General features: G+C 57.8%; 20 protein-coding genes. 4 read left to right on the top strand and 16 right to left on the bottom strand.

Features of this window, described 5'->3' with window-relative positions; translation table 11 throughout:
- Positions 1 to 82: 82 nt before the first annotated feature.
- The 3 genes from RC85_RS04630 to RC85_RS26605 all read right to left on the bottom strand — a co-directional run bounded on the left by RC85_RS04630 (position 83) and on the right by RC85_RS26605 (position 6,633).
- Complete coding sequence (locus RC85_RS04630) at positions 83 to 3,652, bottom strand: efflux RND transporter permease subunit (RefSeq protein WP_068259127.1); 3,570 nt, start codon at positions 3,650 to 3,652, stop codon at positions 83 to 85.
- An 11-nt stretch (positions 3,653 to 3,663) separates the two neighbouring features.
- A complete protein-coding gene (locus tag RC85_RS04635) occupies positions 3,664 to 5,598 on the bottom strand; it encodes a heavy metal-binding domain-containing protein (protein WP_200836821.1) in 1,935 nt (644 codons plus the stop codon).
- 468 nt (positions 5,599 to 6,066) lie between these two features.
- Complete coding sequence (locus RC85_RS26605) at positions 6,067 to 6,633, bottom strand: hypothetical protein (RefSeq protein WP_157593877.1); 567 nt, start codon at positions 6,631 to 6,633, stop codon at positions 6,067 to 6,069.
- Between the two features lie 133 nt (positions 6,634 to 6,766).
- Between RC85_RS26605 and RC85_RS04650 the strand changes: the two genes are divergently transcribed.
- The gene (locus RC85_RS04650) at positions 6,767 to 8,521 is read left to right on the top strand and encodes a TolC family protein (protein WP_068259135.1); all 1,755 of its coding nucleotides are present in this window, start codon (positions 6,767 to 6,769) and stop codon (positions 8,519 to 8,521) included.
- Positions 8,522 to 8,586: 65 nt separating this feature from the next.
- Positions 8,587 to 9,975: a hypothetical protein gene (locus RC85_RS04655; protein ID WP_068259136.1), complete on the top strand. Its 1,389-nt coding sequence runs from the start codon at positions 8,587 to 8,589 to the stop codon at positions 9,973 to 9,975.
- Positions 9,976 to 10,008: 33 nt separating this feature from the next.
- Here RC85_RS04655 and RC85_RS04660 read toward each other — a convergent pair whose 3' ends face one another.
- The 4 genes from RC85_RS04660 to RC85_RS04675 form a co-directional block, all read right to left on the bottom strand.
- Positions 10,009 to 10,554: an RNA polymerase sigma factor gene (locus RC85_RS04660; RefSeq protein WP_084422347.1), complete on the bottom strand. Its 546-nt coding sequence runs from the start codon at positions 10,552 to 10,554 to the stop codon at positions 10,009 to 10,011.
- Positions 10,555 to 10,677: 123 nt separating this feature from the next.
- Positions 10,678 to 10,962 carry a metal-sensitive transcriptional regulator gene (locus RC85_RS04665; protein WP_068259141.1) on the bottom strand — a complete coding sequence of 95 codons (285 nt, stop codon included), beginning with the start codon at positions 10,960 to 10,962 and terminating at the stop codon, positions 10,678 to 10,680.
- A gap of 109 nt (positions 10,963 to 11,071) precedes the next feature.
- Entirely contained in the window at positions 11,072 to 12,574 is a 1,503-nt protein-coding gene (locus tag RC85_RS04670; protein ID WP_068259144.1) for a multicopper oxidase domain-containing protein, read from the bottom strand.
- A gap of 121 nt (positions 12,575 to 12,695) precedes the next feature.
- Positions 12,696 to 15,146, bottom strand: coding sequence for a heavy metal translocating P-type ATPase (locus RC85_RS04675; RefSeq protein WP_068259146.1), 2,451 nt, complete (start codon positions 15,144 to 15,146; stop codon positions 12,696 to 12,698).
- A 116-nt stretch (positions 15,147 to 15,262) separates the two neighbouring features.
- On the opposite strand from RC85_RS04675, the gene RC85_RS04680 reads away from it, so the two are divergent.
- Both RC85_RS04680 and RC85_RS04685 read left to right on the top strand, forming a co-directional pair.
- A complete protein-coding gene (locus RC85_RS04680; protein ID WP_068259148.1) occupies positions 15,263 to 15,595 on the top strand; it encodes a four-helix bundle copper-binding protein in 333 nt (110 codons plus the stop codon).
- Between the two features lie 430 nt (positions 15,596 to 16,025).
- Complete coding sequence (locus RC85_RS04685) at positions 16,026 to 16,436, top strand: hypothetical protein (RefSeq protein ID WP_162273166.1); 411 nt, start codon at positions 16,026 to 16,028, stop codon at positions 16,434 to 16,436.
- Positions 16,437 to 16,653: 217 nt separating this feature from the next.
- Here the strand turns inward: RC85_RS04685 and RC85_RS04690 are convergent, their stop codons facing one another.
- From RC85_RS04690 to RC85_RS04730, 9 genes are read right to left on the bottom strand one after another with little or no spacing between them, the layout of a single operon-like run.
- The gene (locus tag RC85_RS04690) at positions 16,654 to 17,133 is read right to left on the bottom strand and encodes a hypothetical protein (RefSeq protein ID WP_068259154.1); all 480 of its coding nucleotides are present in this window, start codon (positions 17,131 to 17,133) and stop codon (positions 16,654 to 16,656) included.
- On the bottom strand, positions 17,133 to 17,945 hold the full coding sequence (locus tag RC85_RS04695) for a radical SAM family protein (protein WP_068259157.1): 813 nt from the start codon (positions 17,943 to 17,945) through the stop codon (positions 17,133 to 17,135). The genes RC85_RS04690 and RC85_RS04695 overlap by 1 nt, the downstream gene beginning before the upstream one ends.
- A complete protein-coding gene (locus RC85_RS04700) occupies positions 17,914 to 18,948 on the bottom strand; it encodes a glycosyltransferase family protein (RefSeq protein WP_235033163.1) in 1,035 nt (344 codons plus the stop codon). The genes RC85_RS04695 and RC85_RS04700 overlap by 32 nt, the downstream gene beginning before the upstream one ends.
- On the bottom strand, positions 18,945 to 19,658 hold the full coding sequence (locus RC85_RS04705) for a glycosyltransferase family 2 protein (protein ID WP_068259163.1): 714 nt from the start codon (positions 19,656 to 19,658) through the stop codon (positions 18,945 to 18,947). Before RC85_RS04705 ends, RC85_RS04700 begins: the two co-directional genes overlap by 4 nt.
- Positions 19,651 to 20,394 (bottom strand): glycosyltransferase family 2 protein, encoded by a 744-nt coding sequence (locus tag RC85_RS04710; protein WP_068259169.1) that lies wholly within the window; start codon positions 20,392 to 20,394, stop codon positions 19,651 to 19,653. Before RC85_RS04710 ends, RC85_RS04705 begins: the two co-directional genes overlap by 8 nt.
- 4 nt (positions 20,395 to 20,398) lie before the next feature.
- Entirely contained in the window at positions 20,399 to 20,845 is a 447-nt protein-coding gene (locus RC85_RS04715) for a hypothetical protein (RefSeq protein ID WP_068259172.1), read from the bottom strand.
- Positions 20,842 to 21,558, bottom strand: coding sequence for a hypothetical protein (locus RC85_RS04720; RefSeq protein ID WP_068259175.1), 717 nt, complete (start codon positions 21,556 to 21,558; stop codon positions 20,842 to 20,844). Before RC85_RS04720 ends, RC85_RS04715 begins: the two co-directional genes overlap by 4 nt.
- Complete coding sequence (locus RC85_RS04725) at positions 21,555 to 22,925, bottom strand: glycosyltransferase family 25 protein (RefSeq protein ID WP_235033164.1); 1,371 nt, start codon at positions 22,923 to 22,925, stop codon at positions 21,555 to 21,557. Before RC85_RS04725 ends, RC85_RS04720 begins: the two co-directional genes overlap by 4 nt.
- The gene (locus RC85_RS04730; RefSeq protein WP_068259176.1) at positions 22,918 to 23,478 is read right to left on the bottom strand and encodes a hypothetical protein; all 561 of its coding nucleotides are present in this window, start codon (positions 23,476 to 23,478) and stop codon (positions 22,918 to 22,920) included. Before RC85_RS04730 ends, RC85_RS04725 begins: the two co-directional genes overlap by 8 nt.
- Positions 23,479 to 23,558 lie beyond the last annotated feature (80 nt).

Here is a 23,558-nt window from a genome sequence, read left to right on the forward strand (position 1 = left end):
ATCCGTTGGGTCCGTCGATCTTGGTGAGGTTGAGTGTTTGGATGCTTGAGCCGCAAACTTCTTCACGGTCAAACGAAAAGTTCTATGCCGCTTTCATGAGTTCCTCCTCCGGCATCGCTTCGGTGCCTTCCCAAAGCTCGTCTTGAAATCCGAATCGCATCTTCAATTCGAGGTAGCCGCAATAGAGCGTCGGCACGATGAACGACGTGAACGGTTCGGCGAGCATCCCGCCGAACACGGGAATCGCCATCGCTCGGGCCACGTCAGCCCCACGGCCGGTTGCGATCAACACGGGTATCAGTGCGGCGAGCGTCGTGACCGTTGTCATCATGCAGGGACGAATGCGTTTCAGTCCGGCTTCGTAAACCGTGTTGCGAATGTCGTTGACCGTTTCGACTTTGCGTTTCTTCAAAAGTTGGTGAATGTAAGTCGCCATCACGACCCCATCGTCGACCGCCAATCCGAACAACGCGATGAACCCAACCCAGACGGCAGTATTCAGTTCAACACCCATCGTGGCGACCGCGATCATGCCGCCCGCGAACGCGACTGGAATTCCCGAGAACACGGCCAGCGAAATCGAGAAGTTGCGAAACTCCATGTAGATCAACAGCAAGTTGATGCAGATCACGAGAGGAATGATCCACATCAAACGCCGGTTGGCTTCGATCTGGTTTCGGAAGCTGCCGACGGCTTCAAGCGAATAGCCGGCAGGGAGCGACAAACGATTCGGATCAGATGGCGGCAGCGACTGGGCCACGCGGAGTTGTTCTTCGATCGCGGAAACCAATTCCAGATCGCCCTTGCTGCCGTTGGTCATGAACGAAACGTGAGCGACCAGCCGACCGTTTTCACTGTTGATCGCACCCGGCCCCCAAGTCGTTTCCAACGTCGCGAGTTCTTCGAGCGGCACGACTGCCCCCGAATGCGTCACGACGGGCAATCGCTTCAGGCCGTCGATCTGTTCGCGGAGGTCACGGTTGTATCGCAGCCGCACGGGATAGCGCTCCCGGCCTTCAACCGTCTTGATCAGATTCATCCCACCGAGTGCAGTTTCGATAACTTGGTTCACCATCGACGAACTCATCCCGTACCGGGATGCCGCCTCACGGTCGACGGTGAATTCGACGTAGGGTTTGCCAAGCACGATGTCGGGATTGACGGTGCCGGCGTTGATTAGCGGTGACTTCTTCAATTCCGCCGAAACACTCATCGCCGCGTCGGCCAACTCGTCGAGCTGGTTTCCGTAGACTCGGATCGCCATCGGTGCCTTGATGCCAGACTGCAGCATCACGACGCGGCCTTCGATTGGTTGCAACGCCGACGCGGGCGTGACTCCGGGTAACGTGGCGACTCGATTGATCTCGTCCCACACATCGCGTGCAGTGACGCCTTCTCGCCACTCGCTTTCGGGCTTGAGCATCACATAGGTTTCGACCATCGCGGCCGGCGCGGGATCCAGTGCCGATTCCACCCGACCGATCTTGCCCAGCACGTCTTTGACTTCAGGAATCTGGCCGATCAAGACATCCTGCGTCTGCAACACCTGCATCGCTTGCGAGAAACTGGCCGCCGGATACAGCGTCGGCATGTAGAACCAACTTCCCTCGTCGAGCGCGATCCAATCGTCGCTTTGCAAACCGGTGAAGACGTGTTTGGCATCGACGTAGCCGGGGAAATTATTCAGTTCGGCACCAAAGAAGTTCGCGACCTTTTCAACTGGACGAAGTACGGTCGGCATTCCGACGTAGGCTCCCGCGCCGATGACCAACAGCACCAACGGAAACGAGAGTGCGAACGCTTTGTGATTGAGCGAGTGTCTTAAACGGGCGGCGTATACCCAGCGAACGAAACGGCTGGACGGGATTTCTTCGATCGGCCGGATTCGTTCTCGCAGTAATTGCCAACCGGCAATGAATCCGACGACGGCGGCGATCGCCGTCAAGATCCAGGTTTCCAAGCCAAAACGCCCGGCCAGTCGCGAACCCCAAAGAAAATGCGAAGCCACACCAAGAAGTCCGGCAAGCGAAACGCCAGCGAGCAAAGCCGCACTCTTGCGACGCACATTGCTTCGCAGCATCAAACGGCACAGTGCCGGCACGATCGTGACGGCGGTGATCATCGCGGCGGCGATCGCGAATGTCTTGGTGTAAGCGAGCGGCGAAAACAGTTTGTAGTCTCGCCCGGTCAGGAAGAAGACCGGCAAGAAACTGACGATGGTCGTTGCCACCGCGGTCACGACGGCCGGTGCGACTTCCACCGTTGCTTCGTAGACGACCGCTGCGCGAGTAGGTGAGGTGGGAGTTGGGAGTGAAGGAGATTTTTGCTTGCTCCCAACTCCTCCACTCCCAACTCCTCCACTCCCACCTCCCGACTCCCATTCTGCCAAATGTTGATAGATGTTCTCCGATACGATGATTGCCATGTCGACCATCGTGCCAATCGCGATCGCGATTCCGGCCAGCGACATGATGTTCGCACCGACGCCGACGAACCGCATCGCGATAAACGACATTAGCACGGCGGTCGGTAAACAGATCGCAACGACAAAGCTGCTGCGAATGTGCAACAAAAACAGCAGAATGATGATCGCCGTGATGATGATCTCGTCACGCAACGCATGCGTCAGCGTCGCCATCGTCTCGTCGATCAACCCGCTGCGATCGTAAACGCCATGAATGGTCACGCCCCCGAGCGACGGTGTGATCGCGGCAATCTTTTCCTTCACCCGGTCGATGACGACACGCGGGTTCTCGCCGTATCGCATCACCACCACGCCGCCGACCGCTTCGGCTCCGTTGTAGTCCAACGCACCGCGGCGAAAGTCTGGCCCGATCTGCACGCTGCCAATGTCGCGAACGCGAACCGGCACACCGTCCCGTTGCATGATGACAGTGTCCTCGATGTCCTCGACGGCCTTGTTCTTGTCACCATCGCTACCAAGGAAACCCTTGCTTCGGACGATGAATTCCATGCCCGTCGTTTCGACCGTTTTGGCACCGACGTCCATGTTCGATCCCTTGATCGCCATCGCCAGCTTATCGAGCGACACGTCGTGAAAGCGAAGTTTGTCGGGGTCCACTTCGACCTGATACTGACGAACGTAGCCGCCAATCGACGCGACTTCGCTGACGCCCTCGACCGCTTGCAATTCATACTTCACAACGAAGTCTTGCAGGCTGCGGAGTTCCGCCAGCCCCATGCCTTCGTCGGGCGGCTGAAGCCTGTAGTAGTAAACCTGCCCCAGTCCGGTCGCGTCCGGTCCAAGCTGCGGCACAACGCCATCGGGCAATTGTGACGCGGCACTGCCGAGTTGTTCCGATACGCGGCTGCGTGCCCAGTAAAAGTCGATCTCGTCTTTGAACGTGACCTGGACAAAGCTGTAGCCGAACATGCTCTTGCCGCGCACCGACTCGGCACCCGGAACCGCCAGCAACGAGACACTCAGCGGATAAGTGACTTGGTCTTCGATGTCCTTCGGAGAACGCCCCGGCCACGGCGTCAAAACGATGACCTGGTTCTCACCGATGTTGGGAATCGCGTCGATCGGAATCGACTTGAAGCTGACCCAACCGGCGATGCACAATCCGATCGTCAGCAAGACGACCAGCCAAGGTTCTTTGACGCAAAAGCGAATGATGAGGTTGAGCATGGGGAGTCTCCTTACTGCACCGTGCGGGCGATTGAAGGAACGATGCCCGCTGGCATCGCCATGTCACGAACGACTTCGCCGCACGTCAGCATTTCGCTGCCCCAATACGGGTTCTGCAATTCGCCGCCGGGCTGCATCCAGTCGCCACCGCCGCCGGGAACCATCGGGCAGTAGTAGTGCGTCAGCTTGGTCGCCGTTTTCGGGCCACGAGCGACCGTGGCGGCTCGCAACATCGCATGGCTGACTCCGCGATAGGCTTCGCGAGCGGTTTCCAGCGAACCGTCCATAAGTGTGGCCGCGCGGCGAGCGGTCGCGAACTTGCATTGAGCCTCATCGGGCACCCCGGCCGACATTTCTAGTTCGCGGAGTCCTTCGATCAGCGTGTTCAACGCGACCGGCGGCGGCGTTTGGTCGGCCGCCATCGCACACTGGATCTCAAAGTAGGCGTCGTAGGTGCGATCGAGCGATTTGCCTGATTCGCTGGCCAGCATGACAGGAGTCGTATTGGGCAGTTCGAGCGGTCCCGGCGAATAGCTGGGGGCTTTCGTTGGGTCCATCAACGATGGATTGCCGGCGAGTTGCATTTGCGAGTCGATCAAGAAGTTGCCGCCCGTTGCGACCGTTTCGCCAGCAGAAAGCCCTTCGACGATCACCGCTTCTTTGCGGTTCATCGGACCGATCGTCACCCGACGAATCTCAAAACGCCCCGGTTCCGTTTCGACATAAATCACGCTGTTCTCACCCGCAAGCAACACGGCGTCGCGCGGCACAGTCACAACTTGTTGCATTGGCAACGGTTCCGATGCGAAACCGAGCTGTGACGTCGGCACCAAATCCATATCGCAAAGCGGGCACGTTCCCGGTTCATCGCGGATGACTTGCGGGTGCATCGGGCTGATGTACTTATTCGCCAGAGCCGGATCGTAGACCTCGTCCATCGGGATCGCCGGCACGGTCACGCGAGCGGTCGCATAATCACCCGGTCGCAGCTTGCCGTCGAAGTTCATGATCTCAACGCGAACGCGAACTGTTCGCGTCTTCGGGTTCACGGTCGGGTCGATGAACGCAACGCGGCCGGTGAACACCTCGCCTGGCATTGACTGAATTTCAGCTTCGACTTGTTGACCAAACCGAACGGCCGAAGCGTCATCGGGGAACAGATCCAACATCAACCAAACGCTGGACAGATCGGCGACCCGATAAAGTTTGTGTCCCGTTTTGACATAGTCGCCTTCGACAGCCGACTTCTCGATCACCGTTCCGCTTTGCGGCGACTTGATGCGGATGCGTGACATCGGTTTACCAGACTTCGCAAGCTGGTCGATCTGCGACTGCGTCATGCCCAGCTCGGCCAGATTTTCGCGAGCCATCTGGTTCAGATCGCCGCTGTCGATTTGGAACCGACCGATCTTGCCGCCGCTGTTCATGCTGGTGATGAATTCGGTTTGAGCGGTGTAGAGCTGCGGGCTGTAGATCAACGCCAGATCGTCGCCTTCGTTGACCTTTACGCCGGCATAGTTCGCGTACATCTTTTCCAAACGGCCGTCGATGTACGCACTGATCGTGGACAAGCGGCTTTCGTCAAAGTCGATCGAGCCGATCGTGCGAATGGTGCGATTCACTTCGCCCATCTTCGACATCGCGGTTTGAATGCCGACCAACCGTCGCGCCGAGGATTCGATCGTGACCGAGATTCCGTCGCCGCCTCCGCCGCCAGTCGCTTCGACCAATTCCATCGCACACACCGGGCATCGTCCGGGTTCGGTCGACGGTGGCGTGCACATCATGGGGCAGATGTATCGCTTGTCTTCGCCGCCGCCGGAATCCGCAACGACATCACTTTGGCCGCCGGAAAAACCGTCAGCGGTCAGCCACTCCGTCCGCTGTGCGACACCGAGCAGGAAGAACACGAGACCGGCAACGACGACAACTGTGGCGGCTTGCACGCCAGTCCGGACCAGCCATTTCGCACCGCCATCGTTCTTACTGGCAACTGGCTTCGTTTCGGCTGGCGTTGGCGTTTCTTCGACCGTGGCTTCTTTGGTCTCGGTGTCCGCTTGCGCACCGGCGTCCACATCACTGACTTGTTCGTCAACGGCTTCGTCGTCGGGTTTGATTGGTTCGTCCTGACTCATCACATTTCTCGCGAAGTTGCCCGGCATGCGTCGGCGGTTCCATCCGCCAGCGTCGGCAAAGAGGCGACTGGTCGATGATGCGTCGGAGGAGATCGCATCGTCGACCAGTCACATGCCTCCAGGCTGTGACCGGTTCGTTGTTCTGGGTCGCGCGAATCGAATCGCGCAGGGAATGCATCGGGAAAGGCTTCACACGCAACGAGCGCGCAGCGTCACACGTATGAAAGCCAGCTTGAAATAGAAGAACTGCTAGCGCGCAGCTCTCCTACGAAGAGGGCGTCAAATCCGCCAGATGCAAAGAAACCGCTGTGAGAAATGCGGTGATAAGTCGCCAATGGGCAAACGAGACTTCAACGCCTTCGGACGAATCGTTTTGCCAGCGTCCGTTGCGACGTGATCTAAATAAGCGATCACAACCAAGTCGCGAACTTGCGGCACGGCAGCACGATTGGGTACCGGTGCGAAAGGAACCGAATGGACTCCGCACATGCACGAAGACAACGCACTTTCGCCGTCGGCCGATTGGCCATCCGCACTCGGTGGCTCGGGTACGACGTCGGAAATTTCACCGAACAAGTCATCGTGTTTCGGTTTGGCGTCTGCGTTCTTCGTGCAGCAACTGCCGGCGTCGTTCTTGCCACCACTGCAGCAACCACACAGGTCGCCGTCGGTTTCGACTTCGCAGCTCTTGCATCCATGGCAAACGGTTTTGGCCTGACAGCAACTTCCGTTCGACCCGCCTTGAGCACATGTCCCCCGCGCAGCCACAAACGCCATCGGCTGAATCACCATTACAGCGATCAGACAAAGATTAACGGCGGTGCGAATTAGGGGGGAGTTGCTCACTGTGACCTTCCGAAAAAGATACCCATGACCGGTATATGAACTGTATCGGAAATCTGGCCGAAAAGTTCAATAGGAATCACCCGGTTAGGCAAACTTTGATCTCTCTATTGTAACGGAACAGGACGGAAATGCCATGGATCGGCAATCTCGGACACCCGCAACGAAACAAGCCAGGCGAATGTTGCTCGCTGCCCTGATTGCTGCGTCCGTTTCCGGTTGTGCGACCCAACGTGGCGTCCAAGTCGCCTCGGACACGCAAAAAACGAACGCTATCGCCGCCGCCGAAACGGCCTCGCCAAGCTCGCAGCCAACCGCAATTGCCGATCAATCCGCGAAAGTGCCGGTGCAAATGGCCGGCTACAACAACGGTGTTGTCGTCGCCTCGCCAGTCGCGTTCACCATGCCGCAGGACGACGACGAGCTGGGATCGGACAGCAAGCAGGCCGGTTCATCGCGTCGCAGCTTCGGCGACTTCCTGCAATTGGATCCACCTGGGGAAAGTGAGGAGTCGGGAGCTGGGAGTGAGGAGAAGGAAGGCGGCGAGATGCCGCCGGAGATCAGCGACGGCGAGGTCGATGATATGGACGTCGACGACAAGGAAGAAGATGAACAAAACGATGAGTCGGAAACCGAAAACGACAACAAGTCCGCAGCATCTGACTCCCAACTCCCAGCTCCCGACTCGTCGCTTCCACTCGGCCAGCCCGTCGAGTTCTTCGTCAGCGAAGCACTGTCGCGGCACCCCAAAATCCTCGCCGCACGCCAACGCGTCGCCGCCGCCTCGAACGTCATCCCGCAAACCAAAGCACTTCCCGACCCAACGTTCAACAACACTTTCTGGCCGCTGCATGACAACGCACTGCAAACCGCCGGCGGTCGCGTTGGCAATCAAATGTCGGTCAACCAAATGGTCCCGTTCCCCGACAAACTGAAAACGAAAGCCGTCATCGCGAGCCGCGAAGTTCAGATCGCTCAAACCGAAGTCGACGCGATCGCTCGCGAAATCACCGAGTCCGTGCGGCTCGCGTACTACGAAGTCTGGTTCGCCACCCGAGCGATCACGATCATCGAAGAAACCAAAGACCTTGTCGCCGACTTGACCGATGTCGCCGAAGCACGTTACCGCAGCGGCGGTTCGCAACAAGACGTGCTGCGCGCTCAACTGGAAACCGATCGTCTCGACGAACAACTCATCACGCTTCGCCGACAAAAACAGGTCGCTCAAGCCGACCTTGCTACGCTACTTCAACAACCGGTCAACCTACTCCCCGAAGCGTCCAGCGAACTCGGTGTCAACGACACGCCCCAGCAAATCGAATCCTTGCTTGCGTTGGCCGAACAATGCAATCCAAAGTTGCGTGGCCTCGCGTGGGAGATCCAACGTGACCGCGACAAAGAACGTTTGGCGTGCTTGCAACAATACCCCGACTTCAGCGTTGGCCTGAACTGGGGATTGATCAGCGACGGTCACGATGTCATCAGCCCCGTCGCCAACGGCAACGACAATCTAAGCATCAGCTTTGGAACGACGCTGCCGATTTGGCGAGAAAAGATCAACGCCGGCATTCGCGAAGCCGCTCATCGACGCAGCAGCACCACCCGCCGTCTCGAAGCCGAACGTGACGAGTTATACGGAAAGATCCGTCGCCTGATCGTCCAAGCCGACGCCTTGGTCGAGCAACGCGACATCTACGAAGGCCGCATCATCCCCCGCACCGAAGACACGCTCAAACTCTCGATCGCCGACTACCGAGGCAAACGTACGGACTTCTTCACCCTGATCGAAACCTACCGCGAACTGCTAATGTTCGAGACCCAACTCGCCCGCATCGACGCCACACTGGCTGCCACGATCGCCCAGATCGACCGCACGGTAGGATGCCCGTAAAATCTCTGGTAATCAGTGATGGCTGAGGGCCACGCTATCTATAGGTTCAATGACGGGAGTTGTAAATGAGCGAGGCGATTTGGCTACGATTCCGGGGCACTCAGGCAGAAAAGATTTACAACGCGATCACTCTCAAGGGAGAGTTTACAGCAATCGTTTCGCGGTCGGAGGTCAAGCCAAAGCAACATCAACTCTGTTTGGTTTCGCTCGAGTACAAGGGAATGTACTCGTCTGGTAACGAGCCGGATTTCAGTGTTGATTACATCGGCGTCTCACGCAAAGGAACGCTTGTTGCAACCGATCAGGTCCGAGTCAAGATCAGCTCGATTTTGCAGACTGAGCACGTTGATGTTCAACCTATCATCGAGAAACTTCCAAATAAGTTTGCGAACCGTTTACCCTCCACCTACGGCGAACCACTCCGCTTACCGAAAGGTCTGAGTCAAGCGTTTATCGGGGCGTTGGAGGGAGCTTCGCAATGCGTTCGCAATGGACTTCCCGGAATTGACGCTCAGCTAAACGAGCTTCGCCAAATCGAGGTGAGTCCCGAGGGTGGACTCGAAACCTTCGAGCGTGACGCCGTCATTACTTCGCTCGAAACTTTTGGGGGCACGAAGTTCCGAAAGGAGATCCTTCGTGGGACGCAACCATCTACGGCAGCGACTCCCAGTTTCTTGAACCGGTTGTCTCATTATGACGTCCGCGAAGACGTACAGATCAACTTTGATGCGGTGACGTTTCCTGGATTCAAGGTGGCTCACTCGGAAGTTTTCGGAGCGGTGCAGCTTGTTAATTCCTCTGGCCAGCAGTTGACGATCATGAACTGCAACCGCCAACCGCTTGAGCAGACGCTGGGAGTCGACCTGATCTACTACAGCCACGCATACCGGTCTTTTGTGCTTGTTCAATACAAGCGACTGAAATCCGAGTCGGGAAGCACACCGGTTTACCGCCCTAAGTCTGATAAGAACTACGCAGGTGAGCTACAACGGATGAACGAGGCAGAGAAATTGATCACCTCACTCGAACCGAACGAGGTCGGAGTGAACGACTATCGACTTGGGACAGATGCCTTCTACTTCAAATTCTGCGAAGCTCGTCAAAAGTCATCACTCGATGCCGGTATGATATCGGGCATGTATATTCCCCTTGGATTGTGGAACCATTTTGTTCAAACGGGTTCCGCCACCGGACCAAGAGGAGGGTTGAGAATCGACTGGGACAATCACCCGCGCTCGTTCAATAACAGTCGATTTTGCCAACTTCTCAAAGAAGGTTGGATCGGATCTTCCGCCGCCCAGACCGAGAAACTCGATCAAATTATCGAAGGCACGCTGGCCGGTCAGCGTATGCTCGTGATCGCCGCGACGTCGCCTGCTACTGGACGCCCCGATCAATTGCGAGACGACCAAGGTCGTTTTGCCGATGCGGACGACCCGCTCGGTGAACGATGATCTCGAATACGGTGCTTTCTATGCGAGCATATGTCAGACTTCGAGAATCTTCCGCAGCTCACGTCGTGCGCGATTCAATCTTGAACCGACGGTTCCTTCGGGGATGCCGAGTGTGGCGGCGATCTCATGGTACGACAAACCGCTTTCTTCCTTGAGTGTGAAGATCGCTCGCAATTCTGGATCAAGTTGGTCCAGGGCGGATCGTACCATCGTGGCACGTTCGTCTTCTTCAACGCGGTCTGTTTGGTCTGCGGTCGGCTCAACCACCAACTCTTTCGTCCGCCGGTGTTTCTCGCGGCGGAGATGCTGTAACGCCTCGTTGGTGGCCAGTCGATACAGCCACGTTTCAAACTTTGATTCGCCACCGAATTGATCGAGCTTCGTGAACGCTCGCACAAATGTCTGTTGCGTCAGGTCGTCGGCGTCCTGCTGCCCCACCATCCGAACCATCAATCGAAACACGCGATCCGACGTTGCCTCGTAGATCGCCCGCTGCGCAGCTCGATCCCCATTCGTTGCCGATTGGACAACGCATTGGGAAAGGCTTTCATGGGCTGGGCGATCATCGGAAGACTCCATTCAACCCATTGTAGCGATACCCCAAGGGGGTAACAGCGGGCGAGGAAGTTGGGAGAAGATGAGTCTGGGAGTGGGGGAGCTTGGCAGAAATCATTCTCCGTGTCTCCGTGTCTCCCAACTCCCTCACTTCGTCTGAGCGTATTTCTCGAACAGCTTGATCAAATCTTGCAGCATCGCTTCGCGATCCGCCGCGTTGCTGTTGTCCGCGGCGTCGTGAAGGCACTGTTTGACGTGTTCGGTGAGAAGAAGCTGAGCGACTTTAGACAGCGCCCCCGTTGCAGCACTAATCTGCATCACGATGTCCACACACTCGGCATCCTCTTCGACCATGCGCGCAACCGCATCGACTTGACCGGTCACCCGGCGCAAGCGATTGAGCAGTTTCTTTCGTTCATCGTCGCTGTGCATGGGTTGTAGCACGCCGTGCGTTCCACCTGCCGTCGTTGTAGAGAAAGTGGCGATCGTCCGGATCGCCTGACGCCTCATTCTACCCGGTGGGGCATCGCAGGACAGGCGGCTACATGCCCATCATCTTCGGCGCGGCTTCGTAGGCTTCCGGGTCGCCAAAACGCCGGACAATCTCTGCAAACACCGCACCTATCTCGACCGCTTCATCGCTCTCCATCACCAATTGGTAAAGGTCATCGGGAAGCACACGCATCACGGTCATCAATCCTTTGACCGCCATCATGTAGTTCGCCCGCATGCCCTTCACCTCGCGGCGATTCCACAGCGTTTTCATTTGAGGCATCGTGCGTTCCATGCCCTGCATCTTTTGCGGATAGCCTGGCGTTGCAAAACCGGGATCGTTGCGAGTGAAATCGACGGCCGGACGTGTCGATGTGTTTTGCAGATAGCGATCCACGTTAACGCCCTTGCGAATTCGTGGGCCGACTTGCCGCGTCATGTGATTCATCATGTGGTGGACCATGTGGCAGTGAAAAATCCAATCACCCGGATTGTTCGCGATGAATTCAAAATTGGTCGCCTGTGCCACTCCGACCAACGATGTGTTGCGTGGAATCCAAGCACTGCTGGGCGTCCGAGCGCCCTCGTGACCGGTTTCCCAATACGTGTGTCCGTGCAAGTGAATCGGATGGTGTTGCATGGGAGCGAAGTTGACCAACCGCACGCGAACCCGCTCGCCGTGTTTGCAAACCAGCGGCGTTGTGTACGGACCGCTGCGGCCGTTGATCGTGTGCCAATTCCAATCCATTGCCCACGAGTCGCTGATCGTTTGCGTCGGGTCGACGTGAAAGTTCTGAAACATCAATCCGAAGTCACGATCGACCGGCGGATCGTAAGCTTTCTTCGGATGAACGATGAAAAATCCGACTTGCCCGAACGCTTCCTGCATCGCGACGTGCGAGTGGTAGTAAAAGGTGCCGTCCTCGTGAACGTCGAACTCATACACCATCGTTTCGCCCGGCTTGATCGGGTTCTGCGTCAGCGTCGCTGAGCCGTCGTACTGCACCGGCAACTCCAAGCCGTGCCAGTGCAAGAACGTGTCTTCGGGTAATTCGTTCGTTACCACGATGCGAACGCGATCGCCCTGCGTGATCTCGATCGTCGGCCCCGGCATGCTGCCGTTGTAGCCATAGACGTCGATGAAGTAGCCCGGCAAGAACTCACGCCGAACAGCCTGCGGCACGAGATGAAACTCTTTGGCACCATTGACCATTTTCCAAGGCAGCTTGTCCAAGTCCGGAGCCTCGAAGGGAGCCGGTCCAGCCGACGCGGGGCGGAAGCCGGGCATCTTCTTGCCAAGGTAATAGTCCGATTCTGGATCGTTGCCACGCGTCGGTTTGAATCGACTGAAACCGTCGATCTCTGCTTGGACATTCGACCCGGCAGGTACGTTGGTCTCCGCCGGAGCGTTGCCGACCGGCGGCGGAGCGTCCGGGTCGTTCGGCAGATTCAAATCGGCATTGCCTTCCTGAGCCGTTGCCTTGCCGGTTAGCCCAGCCGCAGCGGCGATGGTTCCTACTTTTAAGAATTTGCGTCGATCTTCGGTGCTCATGAGTTCTTGTTGTTTGCTGGGCTTTGTGAATTGGAAACGGCATACCTTGCAGGGGTATGCGTGATATTAGTTCGATACCGTTCCGTATTCAAACTTCCGTTCTGACGTTCTGAACTTGGCGCTAGGTCAGCTTCGCAGCCCGAAGACGCAGGGCGTTGGCAATCACCGATACGCTACTCAGGCTCATCGCTGCCGCCGCAATCATCGGACTCAGCAACACACCGAAGATCGGGTACAGCAATCCAGCGGCAACCGGAACGCCCAATGCGTTGTAAATGAATGCGAAGAACAGATTTTGACGAATGTTGCTCATCGTCTTGCGGCTTAGGTTTCCCGCCGCCGCAACGCCGCGAAGATCCCCACCGACCAACGTTACGCCTGCCGATTCGATCGCCACGCCGGTGCCCGTTCCCATCGCGATACCGACGTTCGATTCGGCCAGCGCCGGAGCGTCGTTGATCCCGTCGCCGCACATCGCAACCGTTTTTCCGTTGTTCTTCAGCTTGCGAACAAAGTCGTGCTTGGCCTCGGGCGATACACCAGCGTGAAATTCGTCGATGCCCAACTTGCCAGCCACCGCACGCGCCGTCGGTTCCGCATCGCCGGTCAACATGATCACCTTCAACCCAAGTTCGTGCAGCGTCTTTAAAGCCGCTGGCGTGCTCTCCTTGATCGGGTCGGTGATCGCCATGATCGCGGCAAGCTGATTGTCGATTGACACGAACACCACTGTCGCACCTTCGGACTGATGCGATCCCGCTTTCGATCTGCCGTCGTCAACATTCGCGACGCCCTGTTCATCCAGCATATCCGCTTTCCCGATCAGCACGTCATGATCGTACACGCGAGCACGCACGCCACCACCGGTGATGCTGTCGAAGTCCGTCGCTTCGACCGTTTGCAATCCATCGGCTTTCGCACGACGCACCACCGCTTGAGCCAACGGATGTTCGCTCTGTGCTTCCACCGCGGCGGCCAACGTCAACACATCGCTCTCGTTCCAGTCACCGAACGTCTCAACCGCCGTCACTTCGGGTCGCCCCTGCGTCAGCGTTCCCGTTTTATCAACGACGATCGTGTCGACCTTTTCCATCACTTCCAATACTTCCGCGTTCTTGATCAACACGCCTTCCTTCGCGCCGCGACCGACGCCGACCATCACCGACATGGGCGTCGCCAACCCCAATGCACACGGGCAAGCGATGATCAAAACGGCAACCGCCGCAACGAACGCGTGAGCAAGCTGCGGCTCCGGTCCGAACACTGCCCAACCAATGAACGCCGCAATCGAACAAACGATCACCGCCGGCACGAAGTAGCGAGCAACCACGTCGACCAACTTTTGAATCGGAGCACGACTCCGCTGGGCGTCCGCGACCATCTGCACGATCCGGTTCAGAACCGTGTCGCCGCCGACGCCGATCGCCTCCATCACCAACGCTCCGGTTTGATTCAGCGTCCCGCCGGTGACCTCATCGCCTTCGACCTTCTGCACCGGAATCGGCTCGCCCGTCAACATTGACTCATCCACGCTGCTCGAACCGCTAAGAACTTTCCCGTCGACCGGAACCTTCTCACCGGGACGCACACGCAAACGATCGCCCTTGTGGACCGCGTCGAGCGACACTTCTTCTTCGCCTTCATCGCTGATCCGCGTCGCCGTCTCGGGTGCCAATTGCATCAACTCGCGAATCGCGCCGCCGGTCTGTTGTCGGGCACGCAATTCCAAGACTTGCCCTAGCAACACCAACGTGATAATCACGGCCGCAGCCTCGAAGTACAACGGAGCGACACCGTTTTCGTAGAACGCTTCCGGGATCACGCCGGGCAACAACACGACGACCAAGCTGAACAAGTACGCTGCCAGTGTTCCCACCGCAATCAACGAGAACATGTTCAGGTTCCAGCTGCGAAACGATTTCGCGCCGCGAACCAACAAGGGCCACCCGCACCAAAACACCACCGGCGTCGCGAGAGCCAACTGCAGCCAACCAAACACGCTGTTGTTCATCCAATCGGCGACACGTAAGCCCACCATCGGCCCCATCGCGATCACCAGCAGCGGCACCGACAATGCCACACCGACCCAGAACCGTCGCTTCATGTCAGCGTATTGGTCGTCATCGCCATGGTCCGCCATGTCGACGAACTTCGGCTCCAAATCCATCCCGCAAATCGGGCAGTCGCCGGGGCCGACTTGCTCGATCTCCGGATGCATCGGACATGTGTAAATCGCCGTCGGGTCTGCGGGCGTATCGTTCGCACTGGACGATGAGTGACCACCGCAGCACGAGGACGCCGGTGGTTGCTCGCCAATTTGATGCACGGCTGCACCGCCTCCGCAGCATGATGTTCCCTTGTCCGCTTCCTTCTGAGCACGTTTCGCTAACACGCCGGCGGGATCGCTTTTGAACTTCGTCAAACAACCGTCGCTGCAAAACATGTAATTCTTGCCGTCAAACTCGGCCGATCGCGGGTTGTCCGCCGGAACGGTCATTCCACAAACGGGGTCGATCTGCGTTGGTGTATCGGCGACGGGCAGTGAATCTGGGTGGTGATGAGTATGGGCCATGGTCTCTCCGATCGGTCAATTTGTCATTTTTCAGGATACCCCATAATGGTATGCAACTTGCATTCCGATTTGACAGGTCACGGTGACCCCAGACAACACGAAACGGAGGAATTCCCATGGCAACCGCCACTGCATCCAAACAAGACTGCATCCAGAACTGCCAAGAATGTCAAACGGTGCTCAGCGACATGCTGACCGCCACGTGCTTGGCCGAAGGCGGCGATCACGTCGAACAAAACCACGTCAAACTGATGCTCGATTGCATCGCTGCCTGCAACGCGTGCGTCGGTTTCATGAGCCGCAACAGCGACTACCATTCGCACTACTGCAAAGCCTGTGCAGAAATCTGCAAGGCATGCGCGGACAGTTGCGAGAAGGTCGGCAGCATGGACAAATGCGTCGAGTGTTGCCGCAAGTGCCACGAGAGCTGTTCGTCGATGGCCGCGTAGCACCACCCAAAATCCGCAAACGAAAAAACGCCGACGCCCCAATTTGGGACGCCGGCGTTTTGCATGATTAGATCTTTTGTATCGGCGCGATTCAGAAGGCGGTGGGAAAGTGATTGACTTTTGTCGAAAGATCCGGTTCAATTCAGGAAGTATCCCATGCTGGCGAAGTAGCCAGCCGAATCTGTCGCTGCTCACGCGTGCCGCGTTCTAACCGAACCCCGCAACGTCTGACTGACCGAAGATCGTCTTTGGGAAGCTGAATAAGCGTTACCTTGAGCAACGGAGTTCCGTCATGCCACGCCCCAAACGTGCCAATGCTGAAGATGTGTCTGCATCTTTTGACGATTCTGGCAACATTCCTGACCAGCCAGTACCCAAAAAAGGACTGAACCGAAGGCGACGACCTTCTAGCAAACCGAAGGGACGGACGGTGTCAGCTGATACAGTCGACGCACTGAAGAAAATGGACGAGTCGATTGAAAAGGCCACTCGCCATCTGAAGAAGATGCCGGGATCACGCGAGCCAGATGCTCGCGCTTCCTTGAACAAAGTTCTTTGGCATCCAGACTACTGCGACGAGCTTGAATCCTTCGATTTGTGCTTTCACGACGAAACAATCAAGGTTTGTTGTACGACCGAAGATCCGCTTCACGATCATATCCGGCAAAGCTATCACGAGCTTGATAGCTACGACGTTTCTATGAGGCTCAAACTTTGCGCTTTCGTTCCGGATTTGATCATGGCGGCCAAATCCTCCGAATTGAAGATCAAGCAGGCGGCCGACGATGTGATCGCGAGTATCGAACAGGCGATCGCGCAGACGACGGAGGTGGACGAATGAGTCGCGGGAAACGAACAAGAAAACGTCCGTCTGGCGATCGCAATGACGAAAACCGGGATGGTCGCTGGCTTAAGTTCTGGACAGCGATCCTTCACTTTGCCGCTGCGACGGTCAAGGCTTTGTTCTAAACAGCCGACCCGGCAAATGCAAAAACGCCGGTTAGCGTCATTCGCTAGCCGGCGTTTCGGTTTGCGCCTTTTCACTCAAAGGTTGTTGATCAATCCTCCTCTTCCTCGTAGGTCGGCGGCCAGTCGTCGAGGATGCCGGGGTACTTGTACCAGTCTTCGCCCCAACTGCCGGGATGCACGACAGGGTAGTCGGGCATGCCGGGGTAGGCTTCGCCGGGGTGACCCGGTGGCAGGTTGTCGGGGTAAGAGTGACCGGGCGGCACGTGGTACGGATGGTCGGGCGGCAACCGTGGCCAGATGTGCGGCGGCAACGGGGCGTTGATGATGACCGGCGGCTCGGGCTGCGGCGGCCAGAAGTGTTCTTCGGGCCACCATGGTGGGCGTGGGCCGAAATCGGGGGTGCCCGGTGGGTAATCGTCAGGCCACACCGGCGGTTTTGGTTCCGGCGGTGGTGTCAGGATGATCGGGCCGTCGCGTTCCGGTGGTTCGTAGGGTGGCTCGTCTGCCGGCGGATCGAACGGTGGCACGAACGGGTACGGCGGCATGTTGGGTTCGTAGGGTCCGGGCATTATTCGGCAGTCCTTTGCAGCGGGTTGGGGTGGACGAAGGCGGTGCGTTTGCTCGGGCAAAGGCCGCACTGTGGGATGGCTTTGGTTTCGATGAAGGTGCGAAGTTCATCGTCGGTGGCGGCGGGCGTGATCGCCTTGTAGTCGCGGAAGAGTTGCCACTGCGGGAGATCTCGCAGGTTGAGCTTGGCTTCGAGTTGAGCGAAGTAGGCGAGCGCGGGGCACTTCCACAACATGCCGCGGTGAAGCTGTGTGCAAGTCTTCTGCATGCAGACTTTGAACGCGGCATCCGGTTTGGAATCGAACGGCATCGGTTTGCCGTTCTCGACTTTGTATTGCCGCATCCAACCGCGATGCGATTGGCGGATCTTGATTTGGATGCCGGGGTGTTGTTCTCGCCATTTCCAGACGAGTCGCTTTACTTCGCGGAATCGTTTGACGTAGTCGTCGTGGGTTCCGTGCTGGCTGACTTCTAGCCGGCATTTGGTGTCGACCAGAACCGCCGGCAACTCGGGTAAGCGATGCAGAAAGAAGCCGTTCGTGACCAGCATCAAGTTGCTGTCGGACCAATATTGTCTTGCGAGCCGAATGTGCTGAATGATTTGCGGGTTCAGCAGTGGTTCGCCGCCGAGTAACGCGAAGCGACGTGGCTTCAATCGGTGCGACCACTTCGCGTAGTCAGCTTCGGCGTCTTCGATCGTCGGCAACTTGCCGGCGACGTGGAAGTTCGAGTAGTGGCTGCATTGTTGGCACGATAGGTTGCAACCATGGGCCACGTGATATTCAAGTGCCGGCAACGGCAGTCGCTCGTCCATGAGCAGCACCCTCCGTGATACGAAGTCGGAAGCGGCGGGCGTTCACGCCGAGGCGAAGCAGAAAACGCGTTAGCACGAGGTGCGACGATGCGGTTTCGGCGTGCGAAAGTAAACGCGGATCCAGACGAAACGATTCGTGCGACCAATCGCCGGTCACGATCAGGTCTGGATAAACGGCCAGCAGGTTGGCGGCGTGGCGCGGAGTGAAGACCGGGCCGATGTCATGTTCGCCCGGCGGTTGCTTGCCCCAGTCGCGGATCAAGGCTTTCGCTTTGGCGTCGCCGGGGAATGGCAACTCCGGCGGGTCGAAGCGTCGCCACCGGCAAGGCTTCATGTATGGCTTGCTCTTGCCGATGAAGTGGTAGATGTACGACTGCATCACCGGGTTGGCCGCCCACTCGGGATTCTGCTGGACGCTGACATTGAAGTCGCCCGGCAGGAAGTTGATGTAACCAGCGTGATCGTTGAACAACTGATTAATGATCAACGATTCGTCGGTCGCCTGGTCGTTGGCTCCCCAGGTCGGAATCAAGTGCCGGATGATGCGGTCAAACATCGGTTCGTACATCGCGGTTTCGTACAGGTACAAACCGCCGTTGGGATGGAGCCAAGTGAACGCGGGCTGTAGACCACAACGCGTTGCCCAGATCGCGTGAGCACGTCGTTGCCAACCGCCGTCGTCGATTCGGTTCAACGCACATTGTCGCTCGGCCACCAAACCGAATTGCTTGGGTCCGACCAACTCGAACGGCGACGGACAATCCGATCGGATCAGCATGTCGTTGTCGAGTTGCAGCACATGGGCGTCGCCAAACATCCGCCGCACATGCTTGCAGACAAACATCTTCTGCCAGAACGGATGCACCGGATGCAAATTGCGGTCGATCCACAACAGTTCTGCACCCCACCGTTCTGCCGCGGCCTCGTAGCTCGCTCGCACGTTCTTCGGAGCACGCCGCGGCGGTAGGTCCAACACCGCGATGACTTTGGTGGGCGACTTCATTTCCATACAACTCTTTCCAATCCGTGTTTGCGAAGGCTGGCTTTCAGGAACTCCGGCCGCCGGCGCTGATAGCCGGGCGGATCAACGTGTTCGTGTTTGAACGAATGGTCGATGTCACACGCGACGTTGACGCCAGCGAGTTTGCATCGCCAGAAGAAGTCCCAGTGTTCTTCGACTTTTAGTGACTCGTCCCAGCGGATCGCTTGCAAGATGTCTCGGTAGGCAACGAAGCAATTGCCGACGTAGTGACACCAACGAATGCTTCCGCGACGTTTGTAGTTGCCGTGCGGGATGCGAAGCACCTTGTTCGCGACGCTCATCATCTTGGGACGTTCTTGTTGATTGCTCAGTGCCGCCAGCAAGTCGATGTCGTGATGTCGGTTCAGCTTGCGGACCAATTCCGGCAACCGTGTTTCCGCCGTCACTAAATGATCGTCGTCGGTGAACACCACGATCGGCGTGTCGCCGGCGTCCAGCAATTGGTTTCGCCCGGCTGATAACCCGATGTCGTAGTCGGTTTCAATCAGTCGATCGACCAATGCCGCTTCATCGGGGCAATTCGTCGAGAACCGCAACTCCGGTTTGCCGTCGTCGAGCACGTGGATCAACGGTCGATCGCCGCCGTAGTGCCGATGGATGCTGCGGACCAGTGCTGCGCAACACTGTGGCCGATGGATTGTCTTGACGCAAAAGGTGACTTGATCACGCACGGACAATACCTCCGCCGGGATAGCGCATCGAATGAAAACCGTGTTTGCGAAGCCCCATCGAGCGGTATTTGGCTCGCTTTCGGAGCCGCCGGTAGTCTTCGGATTCGACGTGAGCGTGTTTGACGAAGCAATCGCCGGCGACCGCAACTTTCAGTTCCGCGAGCTTGGCTCGATAGAAGAACTCCCAGTGCTCGAACGTCTTAATCTCCTCGTCCCATCGCAGCGTGCGGATGGTTTTGGTGCGGGCGAGAAACGCATTGGATGACATGTCGCACCAAGCGACGTAGCCGTTTCGTCGTGTCTCGCCGCGGTGGATCCAGATCCGCTTGCCGTTCATCAGCCTGGACAGCATCGTCGGTCGGCCACCACTACCTTGGCGAACGCCGAGGATGTCGGTTTCGTTCGGGTCGAACCGATCGCAAAGTCGATCAAGGTTAAAATTCCCGGTGATGACGTGGTCATCGTCGAGCAAGAACATGTGTTCGGTTCGTACGGCGTCAACGGCGATGTTGCGCCCCACTCCAACCCCAACATCGACGCGGGCCAATTGGATGACCTGGCACTTTGCGGCGGTCTCCGGGTACGCGGGCAGAAAACGACGGTCGGGCTGCCCATCGTCGACAACGATGATCTTGGGAGCGGCGATGTGCTTGCAGAGCGACTCGACCAGCCGGTGGCACGACCAAGGTCGATGGATGGTCTTGATGCAGAACGTGATGTCGGAGAGTTGGACCACAGCTTCACCAAATGTTGAGGATTTGCCGACCGATTCTCATCACGTGCCGGTAGTCTTTCGGCCGGCCCGCGTGCAACTTGCTTCGCAGCAACACTTTCAGCGGCGGCAGTCGCCCATATCGAGACTGCGTCGAGACCCAATAAAGCGGTTCAAAGTCGGCGTCGGTGTGACCGCTCGGCCGGCTGATGATGTCCATGTGCGGCGTGCAATGAATCCGAGCGGACTGGCAGGGCGGATCGGCTTCGGGATGATCTCGGAACAAGATCTCATGCGGGCCAGCAATCTCGCGTACCGCGTCTTTCCAACCCTCGTTACCCAAGGACGGATCGAGCCATAGATCAGTGTCTGGACTACCGAAGCTGAAGCCGTGGACTTGGAACGCGAACGTTCCAAATAACAGGTATCGTGCTCGGATACGACCAAGCACACCGCCAACGTCAGAACTGATCATCGAACAACGTCTCCGTGATTTTCAGCGACGCCAGTTTCCCACCAACGTTTGAGGAACTCTTCCGGCACCGATCCATCGGGCTGCACCAATCGCAGAACGTGGCGATGGTGCGTGATCCGGATCGCGGAATAGTGGCGGACTTGATCGCGAGCCCGACAGTTCCATTCGGCCGGCAGGACGTACGACGGAACGGCGTGCAAAAGCAAGGACCGCGTTAGCAAGATTTCATCGTTGCCTCCGTGATAACGTCGTCGCCAGAATGCCAGAGCATCGAGGACGCGTTGGCACTTCCGAAGCATGACGACGCCGGAGTTCATGGACGGAACGCCACAAATTCGAGTCTTGTCGCATCGCCGCGAGATGCCGTGAACGTACGTGGCCTCGTAGCCGAACTGATCCGTCAATAATCCGGCGGGTTCAATCGCCGATGGATGTAAAACGACCGTGTCAGCGTCGAGATAGACCGTGCGATCAAACGGCAACCAAGGGATGAACCGTGGCTTGACGTGGTACCCGCCCGTTGCTGACACCTCGAAGCGATACTCGACACTCGGGCAAGCATCCGCCGGTTGGTTGGTGAACAACGCGACCGGGACATCCGGACAATGATGCCGCAGGGAGGCGATGGATCGGCGAAGTTGCCAAAGCGACTTGCCGCCGATCGCGATGTACATCACGCCGAGGTCTTCGGTTGGCTTGGGGTGGTCGCTCATCCGTGTTTGCGTAGGTCCGGATTGACGTGGTCGATGGCCGATGCGATCTCCTCTTCGGTGGGCTCAATACCGAGGAACTCGATCAGGTTCTTGATGACTTCTTCGGGGTACGTGGTCAGCTCGGCGAATTCGATGCGGAAGACCGGCACGTCGGGGTGAGCGGCGATGAAGGCGTCGCGATGCTCAAGCAGACTGCGTTGGAGTTCTTCGCATTGCTCGTCGGTCGCGGCAAACCACTGACCGCGATGTTTTTCGGATCGGCTTTGCAGTGATCGGATCGACGCTTCGATGTCGCGATCGACACTGACGATGCGGAGTGAATCGCCCAGGCCGGCGTGAAGGTGTTCGACGAAGCGGCAGAGGTGCGGGTACTTCGCTCCGGCGACGGTTTTGTCGCGGTTCGCTTCGGCTTTGCGGGTGACGATCCAGGATTTGAGCTTTTGAGTGAGCTGTTCGTCCGACATGACAGGATCGACCGCCGGGAAACGCATCGCCTTTTCGCAAAGTTGGGCGAGTCCGACGGCTTCACCGCCACCGGTGGGTTCGTAGCCCGAGAGTTGGTTGCCCATGTGGACGCCGAGGTGGTGCATGACCATCGCGACGCAGGATGTGCCCGATCGGTGCGGGCCGAGGACTGCGAAGAATGGGGCGTCCGAATGGTCGGCGTTGCGGGCGTCGTTGAAGAAACGGGTTTGTTCCCACTTGCGTCCGCAGATGTTCGATTTGGTTGGCAATTGACCGACCAGCCAACGGTCGGGCGTGTAGACCGCGATGGATTCTTTGTCGACGTTCTTGCCTTGAACGAGGGCTTGGTAGCGACGCTGGGTGAGACGGCCGAGATGGTGGTCGATGTGATGTTTGGTGTGCCAATCGTTCCAGTGAAGATGCCGGTACAGAGCCTTCATGTTCTCGCGACCGCGGACCATGAACGCATGGGTGCGATTGACGTTGTAAGGTCGGTAAACGCGATCGCTAATTCTTTGCGGCGGATGTTTGCCGGCGTACAGGTGTTGTCCGCCGAGGTAGGCCAGTCCCCAGTCGGCCGGGAGTTCGTTGACGTAGGCTTGGACAGCGTCAGGAAAATCATCGACGAAGCCCGCGTCGTCTTCAAACACGACGTACGAGTCGATGCCTTCGAGCAGACACTTTTCCAGAATCAAACAATGCGATCGGTAACATCCCCACGCCCCGTTGCCGGCTTTCCATTGCGGTGGCGTTGCACAGCGGCGACCGTCGATCGCGGCGAAGCGTTCGGGCTGCGGGAACGGCCATGGCTTGGGGAGTTGGCCGAGCCAATCTTTGAGACGATCGTCGCGGCGGTCGAGGTTGATCAGGAAGCACCGCTCGATAATCTTGTTTTCACGCACGATCGTCATCGTCCTCTGGCTCGGGTGCCCCTTCGGGGAACTTGCGTTGGAACTTTCGGATGGCGGTTTGGACGAGTGACTTGGCGACAACGCGGGTGAACCTTCCATGGGGCATGCCTCGGGCTTCGGCCTCTTCGAGAAGCCAATCGGTGATGGTGTCAATGTTCCGGAGGCATCCTTCGACGCCCCAATCGTTCATCGTCTCAACGCGGGATTCGCAGTTGCACGAGTCGGATGGCTTGGCGAACCACGCGAGCATCTTCTTGAGTTCGTTACCCGGCCCAGGACGGAAGTCCGCGATCTTGAGCGTCGCCGGCATCTCGTCGCGATCGGGCAGGTAGTTCGCCAACATCGCTTCGAGTTCGACCACGTCTTTCTTGCGACGCCGTCGATTGACCAGTGCCATGCCGATCGTGACGACATTGATCGCTCGCGGGTTGGTTTCGTTTTGACAGGCGTTGCAAGCGGCCGGCGATGTTCGCACCGTGCAACCGGCTATGCCGGCGGCGACTTCGCATTGGTTGTCGTCGCCGAGGTGTGGACAATGAATCATGACAACACGGATTCCGAAGAACGGATACACTCACAACCGTACGAGCAACAAGAACCAAGAACCAAGAACCAAGAACCAAG

This window comes from Rubripirellula obstinata (assembly GCF_001642955.1).
Classification (GTDB): Bacteria; Planctomycetota; Planctomycetia; order Pirellulales; family Pirellulaceae; genus Rubripirellula; species Rubripirellula obstinata.

Excerpts from the sequence above, each read along its gene's own strand:
- RC85_RS04630 (WP_068259127.1), bottom strand. The coding sequence starts at position 3,652 with ATGCTCAACCTCATCATTCGCTTTTGCGTCAAAGAACCTTGGCTGGTC.
- RC85_RS04650 (WP_068259135.1), top strand. The coding sequence starts at position 6,767 with ATGGATCGGCAATCTCGGACACCCGCAACGAAACAAGCCAGGCGAATG.
- RC85_RS04655 (WP_068259136.1), top strand. The coding sequence starts at position 8,587 with ATGAGCGAGGCGATTTGGCTACGATTCCGGGGCACTCAGGCAGAAAAG.
- RC85_RS04660 (WP_084422347.1), bottom strand. The coding sequence starts at position 10,554 with ATGGAGTCTTCCGATGATCGCCCAGCCCATGAAAGCCTTTCCCAATGC.
- RC85_RS04665 (WP_068259141.1), bottom strand. The coding sequence starts at position 10,962 with ATGCACAGCGACGATGAACGAAAGAAACTGCTCAATCGCTTGCGCCGG.
- RC85_RS04670 (WP_068259144.1), bottom strand. The coding sequence starts at position 12,574 with ATGAGCACCGAAGATCGACGCAAATTCTTAAAAGTAGGAACCATCGCC.
- RC85_RS04675 (WP_068259146.1), bottom strand. The coding sequence starts at position 15,146 with ATGGCCCATACTCATCACCACCCAGATTCACTGCCCGTCGCCGATACA.
- RC85_RS04680 (WP_068259148.1), top strand. The coding sequence starts at position 15,263 with ATGGCAACCGCCACTGCATCCAAACAAGACTGCATCCAGAACTGCCAA.
- RC85_RS04690 (WP_068259154.1), bottom strand. The coding sequence starts at position 17,133 with ATGCCCGGACCCTACGAACCCAACATGCCGCCGTACCCGTTCGTGCCA.
- RC85_RS04695 (WP_068259157.1), bottom strand. The coding sequence starts at position 17,945 with ATGGACGAGCGACTGCCGTTGCCGGCACTTGAATATCACGTGGCCCAT.
- RC85_RS04700 (WP_235033163.1), bottom strand. The coding sequence starts at position 18,948 with ATGAAGTCGCCCACCAAAGTCATCGCGGTGTTGGACCTACCGCCGCGG.
- RC85_RS04715 (WP_068259172.1), bottom strand. The coding sequence starts at position 20,845 with ATGATCAGTTCTGACGTTGGCGGTGTGCTTGGTCGTATCCGAGCACGA.
- RC85_RS04720 (WP_068259175.1), bottom strand. The coding sequence starts at position 21,558 with ATGAGCGACCACCCCAAGCCAACCGAAGACCTCGGCGTGATGTACATC.
- RC85_RS04730 (WP_068259176.1), bottom strand. The coding sequence starts at position 23,478 with ATGATTCATTGTCCACACCTCGGCGACGACAACCAATGCGAAGTCGCC.